This is a genomic window from Bradyrhizobium sp. CCGB20, from assembly GCF_024199855.1.
In the GTDB taxonomy this organism is placed as follows: domain Bacteria; phylum Pseudomonadota; class Alphaproteobacteria; order Rhizobiales; family Xanthobacteraceae; genus Bradyrhizobium.
The window spans coordinates 2054552-2069730 of record NZ_JANADN010000001.1; the positions used below are offsets into that span (position 1 = coordinate 2054552).

Below are 15179 nucleotides of genomic sequence, written 5' to 3' on the forward strand. Positions count from 1 at the left end.
CATGCTTTCACAAAATCGCGCCGCTGCCTACATCGTCGCAAGTCGGTGTTGACGCAGGCCCGCGGGGACCAATCATGAGATTCGCTTCAATCATCCTTCTAGGCGCGGCGCTGCTCGCAGGCCCCGCCGCTGCTCAAACCGGAGGCAACGCCATTCCGATCACGACCCTCAGCCTCGGCACCGCGACGCCCGGCGGCGGCTTCCCGCTCTATGGCAATGCCTTTGCGCAAGCGATGAACGCGGCCGATCCGCAAATCACCATCGCCCCCCGCAACACCAAGGGCAGCAACGAGAACATTCCGCTGCTGGAGAAGGGCGAGCTCGATCTCGCCTTGGTCGCGGGCGAGCCGGCCTATGAAGCCTTCGCCGGCATCGGCCGCGCGCCCGTGCGGCTGAAGATTCTCACCGCGATCTATTCCAACCCCGGCATGTTCGTGGTGCGGGCGGACAGTCCCTACAAGACCATCCGCGATCTCGTCGGACAGCCCGTGGCGTTCGGCGCGAAGGGCTCGGGCCTGCCGATCCTGGCGCGCTATGTGCTCGATGGCCTCGGCCTCAAGCAGGACGAGGACTTCAAGGCGATCTATCTCGACCGCGCCGGCGACGGTCCTGCGATGGTCGAGGATGGCCGCGTTGCCGCGCTGTGGGGTGCGGGCATCGGCTGGCCCGGTTTTGCCGCGGTGGCCTCGAGCGCGTCAGGCGCGCGCTTCATCGCCCCCAGCGCGGAAGAGATCGCGCGCATCCGCGCCAAGCATGCGTTCCTGAAGCCGCTGATTGTGCCGGCCGCCTCCTATCCGAAGCAGGCCGAGCCGATCGCCTCGCTCGGCTCCTGGAGCTTTGTCCTCACGCGCGAAGACCTGCCCGACGATGTCGCCTACCGTCTGGCGAAGACGCTGCACGGCGTCGAGGCGAGTTTCTGCAAGCAACTCGCGCAGGCCTGCGAGACCACGGCGTCGAACACGGTCGCGGCCGCGCCGAAGCCGGAGCTGATCCATCCCGGCGTGATGAAATATCTTCGCGAGATCGGGGTGATGAAGTGACGGTCGCTTAAGGCGACCGTCATTCCGGGGCGGTGCGCAGCACCGAACCCGGAATCTCGAGATTCCGGGTCTGGTCCTTCGGACCATCCCGGAATGACCGCTACGCGCTCACTTCTTCACCAGCGGACACGCCGGGTCCGGCGGCCCGAAGGCCTTGTCGCCCGAGATGGTCGTGAGGATCTTGTAATAGTCCCACGGATATTTGCTTTCCTCCGGCGTCTTCACCTGCACCAGCCAGAGGTCGTGCACCATCAGATTGTCTTCACGCAAGCGACCGTTGCGGGCGAAGAAATCCTCGATCGGCTTTTCGCGCATCTTCGCGGCGACCTTGAGCGGATCGTCGGTGCCGGTCTCCTTGATGGCGTTGAGATAGTGCATCACGCTCGAATAGACGCCGGCCTGCCACATCGACGGCATCTTGTTCATCTTGGCGAAATAGCGCTTCGACCATTCGCGGGTCTTGTCGTCCATGTCCCAATAGAACGACGTCGTCAGCAACAGCCCCTGGGCTGCCTGCAGGCCGAGGCCGTGGATGTCGGTGATCAGCGCCAGCAGCGCCGCCATCTGCTGGCCGCCCTTGAACACGCCGAACTCCGAGCCGGTCTTGATCTCGTTCATGTTGTTGGGGGGACCGGCGGCAATGCCGATGATCTTGGCCTTGGAGGCCTGCGCCTGGAGCACGAAGGAGGAGAGGTCCGGCGTTGCCAGCGGCGGCCGCACCGAGCCCAGCACCTTGCCGCCATTGGCGGTGACGACGCTGGAGGCGTCGCGCTCCAGTGAATGGCCGAAGGCGTAGTCGTCGGTGATGAAGAACCAGCTGTCGCCGCCGCGCTTGACCACCGCGTCCGCGGTGCCGACCGCGAGCGCGCGGGTGTCGAACACCCACTGGATCGCGTAGGGCGAGCAGAACTTGCCGTGGAAATCCGCCGTGCCGGTGGAGTGGGTGATGAACAGCCGCTTCTTCTCGTTGGCGATGTTCTGCACCGCGAGCCCGACCGCGGAGACCGGCACGTCGACGATCAGATCGACCTGATCGACATCGAACCAGCGCCGCGCGAGCGAGGCGCCGATGTCGGCCTTGAGCTGGTGGTCGCCGATCACGATGCTGATCGGCTTGCCGAGCACGGTGCCGCCGAAATCGTCGATCGCCATCTGCGCCGCCGTCACCGAGCCCTGGCCGGTCGGCGCGGAGGCGGGGCCGTTCATGTCGGTGAGCACGCCGATCTTGACGACGTTGTCGGACACCTGTGCCGAAGCTATGCCCGGCAGCAGTGTCGCCGCGATCGCTCCAAAGGCGGCCGCGACCGGCAGTCCAAATCTTGTTGGGTTCACGCTTGTGTCCTCCCCTGATCCGGCGCGTTGGCCGGTGTTGCCCCGGGTATGCCCGGCTGAATTGGTTTCTTTTGCAACTATTCGGGGGCGGGCGTCAACGTCAGGCCGCGAAGCGGATCTGGCCGGCCGGCGAGGGGTCGTAGCCGGTCAGCTCCTCGGCGCGCTGCCGCAGCCGTCTTTCGCTGAGGAACCGGATCAGGGCCTGCATCGGCGGGCGGAAATAGCTGCGCTGCCGCATTGCGAGATCAAGGTTCTCCCAGACCAGCGGCACGAAATCGAGCCCGGCCGAGCGCGCCGCCGCACGCGTCGCGATTCCGCAATCGGCTTGTCCCGCGCGGACGATCTCGGCGAGATCCGGCCCGGTGAGGGCCGGCGTCTCGACCCGGCGCAGATCGCGCGTCGAGGCGCCGGCGCGCTGGAGCAGCACGTCGAGCAGCATCTGCGCACCTGTGCCCTGTTGTCGCATCGCCATCCTGACACCGAGCGCAAGCACGTCGGAGAGGCCGCGCAGCCGTTTCGGATTGCCCGGCGGTAGCACGAGACCCTGCTCGCGGCGCACGAAGGCGACCAGCACCGCATCATGCAGGTCCGGGGCGTCACGCAGCGCCGTCGCACTGGCGTCGGCGGCAAGACTGCCGTCGGCGTCGAGGCCGTGGAAGTGCACCGCCACCGCCATCACCTCGTCGCGTTGCAGGCGCTCGAGCCCGCGCGCGCTGCCCTCGCTCATCGATCCCAGGCCCGAGCCGGATTCACGCAGGCTCCAGTCCAAAAGCTCGTCCTGGCTGCCGCCCACGACCGGCGGCGGCTCCGCGGTCAGCATGCCGGCCGGACGCGCCATTCCCGACAGCACCCAGAGGTCGAGTTCGTGCCGCGGGAAGAGCCACTTCCCGGTCACCTTGGTGCAGGGGATCGCACCGGTGGTGACGAGTTCGTAGAGCTTGCGTTCGCCGAGCCGAAGATAGTCGGCGGCTTCGCTGGTCGTCAGGAATTCCATCCTGCATTCCTATGCAAATTCTTGCTTCTTTTTGACGATCGACGCAGGTGGAATTCTGCATTTCAATTTGTGTCCGCCGGAACCATGCCCGATCATCTCGCTGCTTTGCAACACATCCTCTCGCGCGATTTTTGCTTTGGTGAATGATCTCGAAGCGCTCTTGAGATGCGGGCCTTGCAGTCGTCGCTCGCCGCATTGCCGAAATGTCCCGAGTGGCGAGCGCAATGAGCAAAGGCGTCACGAGTGCGGCGCAATCGATCATCATCATGATCGCGTCATAACCAATGGGAACCCGATCATGGTCGTCCGCCGCCTGTCCGTTGCACTCGCGCTTCTCTGCGGCCTCGCCGCGGGCGTCGCGGCGTCATCCGCGGAGGACCGCGCGATCGTGTTGGCCTCGACCACTGCGACACAGGAGTCCGGCCTGCTCGATTATCTGCTGCCGATCTTCCGCGAGAAGACCGGCATCGACGTGACGGTGATCGCGCGGCGCGCCGACGAAGTGCTCGACGGGGCGCGACGGGGCGAAGTCGACGTCGTGCTGATGCACGCGCGGCCGCAGGAGGAGAAGTTCGTCGCCGACGGGTTTGGCGTGAAGCGTTTCGACGTGATGTACAACGACTATGTGCTGATCGGGCCGAAGAGCGATCCCGCCGCCGTGAAGGGCAAGGACATCGCCACTGCGCTGAAGGCGATCGAGGCCAAGGGTGCGCCGTTCGTGACGCGCGGCGATCGGTCGGGCACCCACGCCGCGGAGCTCGCGCTCTGGATCGTCGCCGGTATCGATATCGCCGCTGCCAAGGGCGCATGGTATCGCGAATCCAAGCAGGGCATGGACGCAGCCCTCGACGCGGCGCGCACGGCGAACGCCTATGTGCTGTCCGACCGTGGCAGCTGGATCGCCTTCAGGGATCGCGGCGATCTCGACATCGTCGTCGAAGGCGACAAGCGGCTGCTCAATCAGTACGGCGCGATGCTCGTGAACCCGGAAAGATTTCCGAACGTGAAGAAGGAGCTGGGGCAGACCTTCATCGATTGGCTGATCTCGCCGGAGGGGCAGGCGGCCATCGCCGGCTACAAGGTCGACGGCGAGCAGCTGTTCTTCCCCAATGCGGGCAAGTCCGGCGGCTGACCTTCGCATCGGCAGCGGTTGCCAAACCGGACGATGCATGGTCCATCATGGCGCATGACCCAGCGCCTGCCGCCATCATTGACGCCGCTCGACACTGCGCTCGCTGCGTTGCTGCGAGGCGTAGATCCGACAGCGGCGATCGAGTTGCCCCTGGCCGAGGCTGCCGGCTGCATCGCGGCAGGGACGCCGCTCCTTGCGGCCTCTCCGCCGCGCGACATCGCCGCTGCGGATGGCTGGGCGCTCTGCGCCAACGATCTTGTTGGTGCGTCCGCCTATTCGCCGCTGCCGCTGACAACAGCGCCGGTCTGGGTCGACGCCGGTGACGCGATGCCGCCGGGATGTGATTGCGTGCTCGATGCCGGCACAGTCGAGGTGTCGGGTCCACTCGCCCAGGTGCTGGCGGAGGGCGTCCCCGGACAGGGCGTCAGGCGCGCCGGAAGCGACATCGCCGGGCGCGCGCCTGCCGTGGCGGAAGGGCATCTGATCAATCCTGCCACTCTGCTGCTCGCGCGCGCTGCCGGTGTTGAAAGGCTGAGCGTACGGCAGCCGCGGCTGTGCATCGTCAACGTGCCGGGCGCCACCGCGACGACGCACATGATTGCGGAGATCGCGCGTGCGGCAGGGCTGCATGTGCACACGCGCGAAGCCGCCGCGCGAGATGCGGCATCGGTCGCGGAGGCGTTCGGCGATCTCACCTGCGATCTCGTCGTGACGATCGGCGGCAGCGGCGTCGGTCGCAAGGATGCCGCCGTCAGCGCGCTGGCTCAGCATGGTGACGTGCTCGCCCATGGCCTCGCGCTCCAGCCCGGACGCACCGCCGCGGTCGGGCGGCTCGGAAATGTTCCCGTCGTCGCCTTGCCCGGCTCGCCCGATCACGCGCTCGGGGCCTGGCTCGCGCTTGTGCTTCCGCTCGTCGACCGTCTGTCGGCGCGGCAGCTGCGCCGGCGCATGACCTTGCCGCTCGCGCGAAAAATCGCATCCAGCGTCGGCATCGCGGAAATCGCCCTGCTGGCCGAGGAACATCATGCGTGGCTCCCGCTTGCGGTGGGGGAATGGCCGCTTCAGGCAATTGCCCGCGCCGATGCATGGCTGCTCGTTCCCGCCAGCCACGAGGGATTTGCGGCGGGGACGCCGGTGGATGCCTATCTGATGCGGGAATGATATGGTTCTGGCATGACGACAATCCCGCAATCGCAAGACCGCAGCGCATTCGAGCAGGAGCAATTCCTCAAGATCCTCTCGCGTGAGGAAGCCCTGGCGCGTTTCGAGGCGGCCCTGTTCCCGCGCGCGCTGCCGGGCGAAACGCGCAAGCTCGGTGCAGCACTCGGCGCGGCGCTCGCCGAAGACGTCACTGCGCCGATGGACGTTCCCCCGTTCGACCGGTCGAATGTCGACGGCTTTGCCGTGCGCTCGGCCGACCTTGCCGCGGCCGGCGAAAGCGCACCTGTTCGTCTTGCCCTGAATGGCGAGATCATCCACTGCGGCACTGCGCCCAAGCTGCAAGTAGCAGTGGGGACCGCAACGCCGATCGCGACCGGCGGCCCGCTGCCCCGTGGCGCTGATGCCGTCGTCATGGTCGAGCACACCGAGCTTGCCGGCTCCGATGCGATCGACGTCCGACGTGGCGTCTCGCCGGGGCAGTTCGTCTCCTATGCCGGATCCGACATCGCGCGGGGCGAGGCACTGCTGCGCGCCGGCACGATCATCGGCTCGCGCGAGATCGGCATGTTGGCGGCTTGCGGCCTCGCCGAGGTGAAAGTCGCGCGCAGGCCGCGAGTTGCCGTGATCTCCACCGGTGACGAACTGGTTCAGCCCGGCGAGGCGCTCGCACCGGCTGCGATCTACGACACCAACGGCGCCATCGTCGCGGCTGCGATCGACGAGAACGGCGGCGAGGCGGTCTTCCTCGGCGCCATTCCCGACGATGAGGCAAAGCTCGAAGCCGCCATGCGCGGTGCGCTGGCCGACGCCGACATGCTGGTGCTCTCGGGCGGCACGTCGAAAGGCGCCGGCGACCTGTCGCACCGCATCATCGGCCGGCTCGGCGAGCCCGGCATCATCGCGCATGGCGTTGCGCTCAAGCCCGGCAAGCCGCTGTGCCTTGCGGTGTGCGACGGCAAGCCGGTGGTGATCCTGCCGGGCTTTCCGACCTCGGCGATGTTCACCTTCCACGACATGATCGTGCCGGTGCTGCGCAGGATGGCCGGGCTGCCGCCGCGCTCCGACGCCAAGGTGAACGTAACAGTGCCGGTGCGCATCGCCTCCGAGCTCGGCCGCACAGAATTCGTCATGGTCTCGCTGGTCGAGGGCAAAGACGGCCTGATCGCCTATCCCTCCGGCAAGGGCTCGGGCGCGATCACGTCCTTCGCGCAGGCCGACGGTTTTCTGCGCATCGACGCGCTCGCCGACCAGGTGCCGGCCGGGACCGACGCCGAGGTGACGCTGTTCACGCCGCATGTGCGCGTGCCCGATCTCGTCATTGTCGGCAGCCATTGCACCGGTCTCGATCTCGTCACCGCGCAGCTTGCGCATGCCGGCCTCACCGTGCGCTCGATCGCCGTCGGCAGTCTCGGTGGGCTTGCGGCGGCGCGGCGCGGCGAATGCGATCTCGCGCCGATCCATCTGTTCGACGACAAGAGCGAGACCTACAACACACCTTACCTCGTCGATGGTCTCGAGCTCGTGCCGGGCTGGCGCCGGATGCAGGGCATCGTGTTTCGCAAGGGCGACAAGCGTTTCGAAGGCCACGGCGCCAAGGACGCCGTCGCTGCGGCGCTGTCCGATCCCACCTGCATCATGGTCAACCGCAACCAGGGCGCCGGCACGCGCATCCTGATCGACCGGCTGCTCGGCGGCGCGCGTCCGGAAGGCTATTGGAACCAGCCGCGTTCGCACAACGCCGTTGCCGCGGCCGTCGCGCAGCACCGCGCCGATTGGGGCATGACCATTGCGCCGGTCGCCCATGCGGTCGGCCTCGGTTTCATTCCGCTCGCGGAAGAGCATTATGATTTTGCGCTGGTGACGCCGCGCAAGCAGCGCCCGGCGGTGCAGGCGTTTCTCGACGCGCTCGGTTCGGACGAGGCGCGCGCGGCGCTGGAGCGGGCCGGTTTCCGGCCTGCGTAGAGGTGACGACGACGCGGCATTCAAGTCGCGCGGTAAACTGGGTGGGGGACGCGATGGCGAGGCCGCTTTCGGTTGCGATCGTCGGTGCCGGCATGGGCGGGCTTGCGACTGCCGCAGCGCTCAGGCGTGTCGGCGTCGACGTGATGGTCTACGAGCAGGCCTCCCAGTTCGCCCGCATCGGCGCCGGCATCCAGATCGGCTGTAACGCCATGAAGGTGCTGCGCGCGCTGGGGCTGGAAGCGCGGATGCGCGAGCACTCGTTCTATCCGCGCTCCTGGAACAACCGCGAATGGAAGAGCGGCGACATCAAGTTCGACATGATTTTTGGCGAGAGCGCGGAGGAGAAATTCGGCGCGCCCTATCTGCTCGCCCATCGCGGCGATCTGCACGCGGCGTTGGCGAGCGTCGTGCCGGATGAGTTTGTAGGGCTCAACCACAAGCTCGTTGGCCTCGACGAGACCGGCGAGGGCGTCCGGCTGCGGTTTGCCGATGGCACGAGCACCATGGCCGACGCCGTGGTCGGCGCGGACGGCGTCCATTCGGCGGTGCGCGATATCCTGTTCGATACCGCGCCGGTCAAATTCACCGGCCGCATTGCCTATCGCACCACCTATCCCGCCGCGCTGCTCGGCGGCGAAAAGATCGACGACTGCACTAAATGGTGGGGCGAGGACCGCCACATCGTGATCTATTACGTCAAGCCGGATCGTAGCGAGGTCTATCTCGTCACCAGCCAGCCCGAGCCGGACTTCCGCATCGAGTCCTGGTCGGCGAAGGGTGACGTGCGCGATCTGCGCGCCTCGTTCGAAGGCTTTCATCCGCAAGTCGGGCAGGTGCTCGCGGCGTGCCCGGAGGTGCACAAATGGGCGATCATGGACCGCGACGCGCTGAAGCGCTGGAGCGACGGCAAGGTGACGCTGCTCGGCGATGCCTGCCACCCCATGACGCCCTACATGGCGCAAGGCGCAGCCATGGCGATCGAGGACGCCGCCGTGCTGTCGCGCTGCCTCGACGGTGTCGGCCGCGACGGCGTCGAAAATGCGTTCCGCCGCTTCGAGGCAACCCGCAAGCCGCGCACGACGCGCGTGCAGGAGACCTCGCGCGCCAACATCTGGCTGAAGGAGCGGACCGACACGAGCTGGGTCTACGGCTACGACGCCTGGAGCGTCCCGCTGGCGGCTTGAGATTGATTAAGACGCGGCATCCAGCGCGGCCAGCCGCTCGGCTTCGGCGATATCCTCGACCGTGTTGGCATTGAAGAACGGATCGAGCGGCTCGGCCGGCCATGTCACCGTTGCCAGCGGGTAGCGCGCGGTCCAGCGGTCGATCTTGCGGAGGTCCTCGACGACCAGCGCGTGGCGCAGCTCGTTGCGTAAGCCGACGCGCCAGAGCCCGATCACCGGATGCGTCTGGTCGCCCGATGCGGCGACCGCGAGCTGGGCGTTTTCCCGCTCGCGCGCTTCATGCAGGCGCGCCACGAGATCGCGCGGCAGGAACGGGCAGTCGCCTGCGGCGCTCAGCACCCATTCGATGTCAGGCCGGTTCGCTGCAGTCCAGTCGAGCGCGGCGAGAATCCCGGCGAGCGGGCCGGGAAAGCCGGGCACGTCGTCGGCGACGACCTGCAAGCCGAACGGGGCGAAGCGCGCGGGATCGCCGTTGGCGTTGAGGATCAGTCCGCTGCACTGGGGGGAGAGGCGCGCGATCACGCGCTCCAGGATGGTGCGGCCGCCGATGGTCCGCATCGGCTTGTCGCCGCCGCCCATGCGCCGCGCCAGGCCGCCGGCGAGCAGCACGCCTTGCGTGGCCGGAATTTCAGTCGTCACCACCTTCACCCTTGCGCTTGTGCTTCGCGGATTCTTCCTCGACATAAGCGAGGTCCTGGTCGTGGACGATACGCTCCTCGCCCGCGAGCGCGATGAAACGCTTGCCGCGCGTGCGGCCGACCAGCGTCAGCCCGACCTGTCTTGCGAGATCGACGCCCCAGGCGGTGAAGCCTGAGCGCGACACCAGGATCGGAACGCCCATGCGCACCGTCTTGATCACCATCTCCGAGGTCAGGCGTCCCGTGGTGTAGAGGATCTTGTCGCTGGGATCGACGCCGTGGCGGTACATCCAGCCCGCGATCTTGTCGACCGCGTTGTGCCGGCCGACGTCCTCGGTGTAGCAGAGCGGCTCGCCCTCCTTGCACAGCACGCAGCCGTGGATCGCGCCGGCCTCGAGATACAGCGAGGGCATGGTGTTGATGGTCTGCGTCATCTGGTAGAGCCAGGAGGTGCGCAGCTCGGCCTTCGGCAGCGCGACGCTCTCGACCGCCTCCAGCAGGTCGCCGAAGGCGGTGCCCTGCGCGCAGCCCGAGGTCTGGGTGCGCTTCTTCAGCTTGGCTTCGAAATTGGTGTGGTGTGTGGTGCGCACCACGACCACCTGGAGGTCGTCGTCGTATTCGACCTCGGTGACCTCGTCACTATATTTCAGCATGTTCTGGTTGAGCAGATAGCCCAGCGCCAGATATTCCGGATAGTCGCCGATCGTCATCATGGTGACGATCTCCTGCGAATTCAGGTAGAGCGTCAGCGGCCGTTCCATCGGCACCTTGATCTCGACCTTGGCGCCAGTCTGGTCGGTCCCGGTCACGCTCTGGGTAAGGCGCGGGTCGTCCGTGTCAGGGACGATCAGGGGCACCGGGGTTTTGTCGATCTTCATCATGGGCGCGACGTTAGCATGACATTCGGGTCAAGCCGATATAAGCATGGTGGGGAATAGGCGAAATGCCTCTGCTCGTCATTGCGAGCGTAGCGAAGCAATCGAGAGTGCCGCCGCGGAAAGATTCTGGATGGCTTCGCTGCGCTCGCAATGACGGGGAGGGAACGATGGTTCCACCAAGGGCCATGTTGTGCGCGGAGACGGAGCTGGAATGAAGGTCATCGGCCTTGCAGGCTGGAGCGGTGCGGGCAAGACCACGTTGCTGACCCGGCTGATCCCCCATTTCAACGCGCAAGGCCTGCGCGTCTCCGTCATCAAGCATGCGCATCACCAGTTCGACGTCGACGTGCCCGGCAAGGATTCCTGGCGTCACCGCGAGGCCGGCGCGGCCGAGGTGCTGGTGGCGTCGTCGAACCGCTGGGCCCTGATGCATGAATTGCGCGGCGCGGCTGAGCCTCGGCTGCCGGAACTCCTGAGCAAGCTGTCTGCCGTCGATCTCGTCGTGGTCGAAGGCTTCAAGCGCGAGCCGCACCGGAAGATCGAGGTGCATCGCGCCGCCAACGACAAGCCGCTGCTGTTTCCCGATGATCCCGGAATTGTCGGGATCGCGACCGACGCGGCCATTGAAACCCGGCTGCCGACCGTCCATCTCGATGATATCGAGGCCGCGGCGGCGTTGCTGCTGCGTGCGGCGATGCCGGTCGAGGAAGCGGTGGCAAAAAGCGCCGCGATGCGCTGACGAGGCACCATGGCGCAACTGTCGGACGATTGCTTTGCCTTTGGTGGACCGATGATGTCGGTCGACGAGGCCGTGGGCCTGATCACCACGCGCGTCAATGCGATTGCCGATCTCGAAACCGTCGCGCTCGTCGATGCGGACGGGCGCGTGCTGGCGCGCGATATCGCAGCGCCGCTGCCGCTGCCGCCCTTCACCAACTCCGCTGTCGATGGCTATGCCGTGCGCAACGCCGATCTCCCGCAAAGCGCGGAGCAAGCATTGCCGCTCGATGGCCGTATCCAGGCCGGCGGTTTGGCGCACGCCGCAATCAAGCCGGGCCACACCGCGCGCATCTTCACGGGCGCGCCGATGCCGCCGGATGCGGAAACCGTCTTCATGCAGGAAGACGTCCGTCTCGATGAGGCCGGCCAAATCGTGCTGCCGCCGGGGCTGAAGCCCGGCGCGAATGTCCGCCCCGCGGGTGAGGACATTCCGCAAGGACACCTCGCGCTCCGCGCCGGCCAGCGTCTTCGGCCGCAGCATGTCGCGCTTGCCGCAGCATTCGGCCTTGTCAGGCTCGACGTCGTCCGGCGCATCCGCGTCGCCGTGTTCTCGACCGGTGACGAGCTGGCTTCGCCCGGCGAGCCGCGCGCGGCGTCACAGCTGTTCGATTCCAACCGCTTCATGCTGATGGCGATGCTGCGCCGGCTCGGCTGCGAGGTCTCTGATCTCGGCATCTTGCGCGACGAGCGCAATTCGCTCGCAAATGGCCTGAAGCAGGTTGCAGGTAGCCACGACCTGATCCTCACCACCGGCGGCGTCTCGACCGGCGAGGAGGACCACGTCAAGGCGGCGGTCGAGAGCATCGGCTCGCTGGTGTTGTGGCGGATGGCGATCAAGCCCGGCCGTCCCGTGGCGATGGGCATCATCGCGGGCACCCCGCTGATCGGCTTGCCGGGCAATCCCGTTGCGAGTTTTGTCACCTTCGTTCGCGTGGTGCGGCCGACGGTGCTGGCGCTTGCGGGAAGTCTGCCGGAGCCGCTCTTGCCGATCCCGGTGCGCGCGGCGTTTGCCTACAAGAAGAAGATCGGTCGCCGCGAATATGTTCGCACCTCGTTGCGGCGTGCAGAGGACGGCACGCTGGAGGCGGTCAAGTTTCCGCGCGAAGGCGCCGGGCTGTTATCGTCGCTGGTGGAGACCGACGGCCTCGTCGAACTCGGCGAGGACGTCACGCAGGTCGAACCGGGGCAGCGCGTAGGTTTCTTGTCCTATGCCGATCTGCTCTGAGCGCTCGCGTTGACGCCGTTGACCCAGCCCGCCATGTTGCGCCCATGACCAGAACGACGCTTGATCTCACCGGGCTTAAGTGCCCGCTGCCGGCCTTGAAGACGCGCAAGGCGCTCAAGCCATTGCAGCCGGGCGATCAACTCGAAGTGCACTGCACTGATCCATTGTCGGTGATTGACATTCCGAATCTGATCCGCGAGACGGGCGACACGGTGGAGATCACCGAGCGCAACGAGGCGCGCATCGTGTTCTTGATAGAAAAAGCCGATGGTTCGATAGAGAAAGCCAATGGTGCGCTGCGTTCGTAGTGCACGGTCACTCTGCTGATACCTACCTTTTGTCTATCGACATCAATCATGGCTTCTGCCCCAATTGACAATCTCCGTGCAGGCGCGGAGGTTGAGTCTTGTCTGCGATACGCGGATCAACGGGCCACACTCACGAAGCCTGCACGGTGTATCGGCATAGAGCCCCGCCTGAGGGGTTAACGACTCGGATGCGCGTGACGATCCTGGCGCGCGTCGGATGATTATGCGGAGCAGCAGGGACCGTCGGCTGCCCTGCAACGGGCTGAGGCACAGGATCGTAGCGGCAGGCTTGCTCAGAAGGGCAACTGCAGGGGAGGAATGTATGGCTTCAATTGAGAGCGCTGGGACAATTTCAGGCGCTGGCGCAGGTTTTCTTGATCGCGAGCGGACCATCGCGACCGCCGGGTTCAATCGGTGGCTGGTGCCGCCGGCTGCGCTGTGCATCCATCTCTGCATCGGCATGGCCTACGGCTTCTCGGTGTTCTGGCTGCCGCTGTCGCGCGCGATCGGAGTGACCGCGCCGAAGGCGTGCGCAGACATGTCACTGTTTCAGGAGCTGTTCACGACCAGCTGCGACTGGAAGGTCGCGAGCATGGGGTGGATGTACACGCTCTTCTTCGTGCTGCTCGGTATCGCGGCTGCGGTCTGGGGCGGCTGGCTCGAGCGCGTCGGCCCACGCAAGGCCGGCTTCGTCTCGGCGCTCTGCTGGTGCGGCGGCCTCTTCCTCGGTGCGATCGGTGTCTACACCCATCAGCTCTGGCTGTTGTGGCTGGGTTCGGGCGTGATCGGCGGCATCGGTCTTGGCCTTGGCTATATCTCGCCGGTGTCGACGCTGGTGAAGTGGTTTCCGGACCGCCGCGGCATGGCGACCGGCATGGCCATCATGGGCTTCGGCGGCGGCGCCATGATCGGCGCGCCGCTGGCGAACCTCTTGATGAACTACTTCAAGACCCCGACCTCGGTCGGCGTCTGGGAGACCTTCGTCGCGATGGGCGTCATCTACTTCGTCTTCATGATGATCGGCGCGTTCCGCTATCGCCTGCCGCCGCCCGGCTGGCAGCCCGAGGGCTGGACCCCGCCGTCGAAGGCCAACGCGATGATCTCGAAGAACAACGTCCATCTCAACGACGCGCACAAGACGCCGCAGTTCTGGCTGATCTGGTGGGTGCTCTGTCTGAACGTGTCGGCGGGTATCGGCGTGATCGGCATGGCCTCGCCGATGCTCCAGGAAATCTTCGCCGGCAAGCTGATCGGCCTGCCGGACGTCGGCTTCAACGCGCTCGATGCCGGGCAGAAGGCGCAGATCGCCGCGATCGCCGCCGGCTTCGCCGGATTGCTGTCGCTGTTCAACATCGGCGGCCGCTTCTTCTGGGCGTCGCTGTCGGACAAGATCGGGCGCAAGAACACCTACTACACGTTCTTCATCCTCGGCATCGTGCTCTATGCGCTGGCGCCGACCTTTGCGGCGATGGGCTCGAAGCTGCTCTTCGTACTCGGCTTCGGCATCATCCTGTCGATGTATGGCGGCGGCTTCGCCACCGTGCCGGCCTACCTCGCCGACATGTTCGGGACCCAGTTCGTCGGCGCCATCCACGGCCGGCTGCTGACGGCGTGGTCGACGGCGGGCATCATCGGCCCGGTCGTCGTGAACTACATCCGCGAGTTCCAGCTCGCGGCGGGCGTGCCGCGCGACCAGCTCTACAACACGACCATGTACATCCTGTGCGCGATGCTGATCGCGGGCCTGATCTGCAACTACCTGATCAAGCCAGTCGATTCGAAGTGGCACATGAAGGAGGCCGATGTCGCCAAGTTGCAGGCGGCAAGCGCCAGCGCCGCTGCCGCGGGGCCGCACGGCTCCTACGGCATCGGATTTGGCGGGCTTGACGCCAAGGCGGCGATGTTCTGGGCCTTCGTTGGCGTTCCCCTGCTTTGGGGTGTCTGGAAGACGCTGGAGAGCGCGGTCAAGATCTTCTGATCGCCGTCGAGATTGCCGCGGGATGCTGATCATCAGCGTCCCGCGGCGTTCGCCTTTTAGACATCATCGAGAATGGGACTTAGGGGGATTGAAATGCTTCGCACCCGAATTTGCCTTGCGGCCGTGCTGCTTGTCGCTGGCCTTCATGCCGCATCTGCCCAGACGGCGACGACACCGGCGGCGCCCGCCGCAACGACCGAAGCCAAGCCAGGCAAGATCAAGCTCACCATGCAGAAGCTGAAGGACATGAAGGCGAAGTGGGCGGCCAACAAGCCGAAGCTCAAGGCCTGCCGCGCCGACGTGAAATCCAAGGGTCTCGCCGGCGACGACCGCTGGTTCTACATCGAAGAGTGCATGAACAAGACCTGAGATCGGGTTCCGGTCGAGTTTGCGTGAGGGGGCATGGCAGCAACGCTGCCTGCCTCTAAATGATTATAGAGACGTTCTAAATTTGCTTGGCGTCTGGTATACCAGAGGCTAGAGTTGCCTGGAATGAGGCCTGAACCGCGAAACGCGGGCGACGTGGTTCCCGATGGTCGGGCCTGGGAATGAGGAGGGACCGTGATG

14 protein-coding genes are annotated in these 15179 nt (G+C 66.0%); 10 read left to right on the forward strand and 4 right to left on the reverse strand.

Going from position 1 to position 15179, the window contains the following annotated elements; all coding sequences use genetic code 11:
* Window positions 1-74: 74 nt before the first annotated feature.
* Complete coding sequence (locus NLM15_RS09405; RefSeq protein WP_254116677.1) at window positions 75-1040, forward strand: TAXI family TRAP transporter solute-binding subunit; 966 nt, start codon at window positions 75-77, stop codon at window positions 1038-1040.
* A 108-nt stretch (window positions 1041-1148) separates the two neighbouring features.
* On the opposite strand, the gene NLM15_RS09410 is transcribed toward NLM15_RS09405, so the two are convergent.
* Together NLM15_RS09410 and NLM15_RS09415 are read right to left on the reverse strand one after the other, a co-directional pair.
* The gene (locus NLM15_RS09410) at window positions 1149-2372 is read right to left on the reverse strand and encodes an ABC transporter substrate-binding protein (protein WP_254116679.1); all 1224 of its coding nucleotides are present in this window, start codon (window positions 2370-2372) and stop codon (window positions 1149-1151) included.
* A 100-nt stretch (window positions 2373-2472) separates the two neighbouring features.
* On the reverse strand, window positions 2473-3366 hold the full coding sequence (locus NLM15_RS09415; protein ID WP_254116680.1) for a helix-turn-helix transcriptional regulator: 894 nt from the start codon (window positions 3364-3366) through the stop codon (window positions 2473-2475).
* A gap of 298 nt (window positions 3367-3664) precedes the next feature.
* Between NLM15_RS09415 and NLM15_RS09420 the strand changes: the two genes are divergently transcribed.
* Genes NLM15_RS09420 through NLM15_RS09435 form a run of 4 tightly spaced genes read left to right on the forward strand, consistent with a single transcriptional unit; the run spans window position 3665 to window position 8805 of the window.
* Window positions 3665-4498 (forward strand): substrate-binding domain-containing protein, encoded by an 834-nt coding sequence (locus NLM15_RS09420; protein WP_254116681.1) that lies wholly within the window; start codon window positions 3665-3667, stop codon window positions 4496-4498.
* 54 nt (window positions 4499-4552) lie between these two features.
* A complete protein-coding gene (locus NLM15_RS09425; protein ID WP_254116682.1) occupies window positions 4553-5659 on the forward strand; it encodes a molybdopterin-binding protein in 1107 nt (368 codons plus the stop codon).
* Between the two features lie 12 nt (window positions 5660-5671).
* A complete protein-coding gene (locus tag NLM15_RS09430) occupies window positions 5672-7621 on the forward strand; it encodes a molybdopterin biosynthesis protein (RefSeq protein WP_254116683.1) in 1950 nt (649 codons plus the stop codon).
* A 53-nt stretch (window positions 7622-7674) separates the two neighbouring features.
* Window positions 7675-8805 (forward strand): FAD-dependent monooxygenase, encoded by a 1131-nt coding sequence (locus tag NLM15_RS09435; RefSeq protein ID WP_254116686.1) that lies wholly within the window; start codon window positions 7675-7677, stop codon window positions 8803-8805.
* A gap of 6 nt (window positions 8806-8811) precedes the next feature.
* On the opposite strand, the gene mobA is transcribed toward NLM15_RS09435, so the two are convergent.
* On the reverse strand, window positions 8812-9489 hold the full coding sequence (gene mobA, locus NLM15_RS09440) for a molybdenum cofactor guanylyltransferase MobA (protein ID WP_254116688.1): 678 nt from the start codon (window positions 9487-9489) through the stop codon (window positions 8812-8814).
* Complete coding sequence (gene fdhD / locus NLM15_RS09445) at window positions 9434-10324, reverse strand: formate dehydrogenase accessory sulfurtransferase FdhD (protein ID WP_254116689.1); 891 nt, start codon at window positions 10322-10324, stop codon at window positions 9434-9436. Before fdhD ends, mobA begins: the two co-directional genes overlap by 56 nt.
* A 208-nt stretch (window positions 10325-10532) precedes the next feature.
* On the opposite strand from fdhD, the gene mobB reads away from it, so the two are divergent.
* From mobB to NLM15_RS09470, 5 genes are all read left to right on the forward strand, one after another.
* Window positions 10533-11060, forward strand: a complete 528-nt coding sequence (gene mobB / locus NLM15_RS09450) for a molybdopterin-guanine dinucleotide biosynthesis protein B (protein WP_254116690.1) — start codon at window positions 10533-10535, stop codon at window positions 11058-11060.
* A gap of 9 nt (window positions 11061-11069) precedes the next feature.
* Complete coding sequence (gene glp / locus NLM15_RS09455; RefSeq protein ID WP_254116691.1) at window positions 11070-12326, forward strand: gephyrin-like molybdotransferase Glp; 1257 nt, start codon at window positions 11070-11072, stop codon at window positions 12324-12326.
* A gap of 44 nt (window positions 12327-12370) precedes the next feature.
* Complete coding sequence (locus tag NLM15_RS09460) at window positions 12371-12634, forward strand: sulfurtransferase TusA family protein (RefSeq protein ID WP_254116692.1); 264 nt, start codon at window positions 12371-12373, stop codon at window positions 12632-12634.
* Between the two features lie 322 nt (window positions 12635-12956).
* Window positions 12957-14612, forward strand: a complete 1656-nt coding sequence (locus NLM15_RS09465; RefSeq protein WP_254116693.1) for an OFA family MFS transporter — start codon at window positions 12957-12959, stop codon at window positions 14610-14612.
* 93 nt (window positions 14613-14705) lie between these two features.
* On the forward strand, window positions 14706-14981 hold the full coding sequence (locus NLM15_RS09470) for a hypothetical protein (RefSeq protein ID WP_254116694.1): 276 nt from the start codon (window positions 14706-14708) through the stop codon (window positions 14979-14981).
* Window positions 14982-15179: the final 198 nt, after the last annotated feature.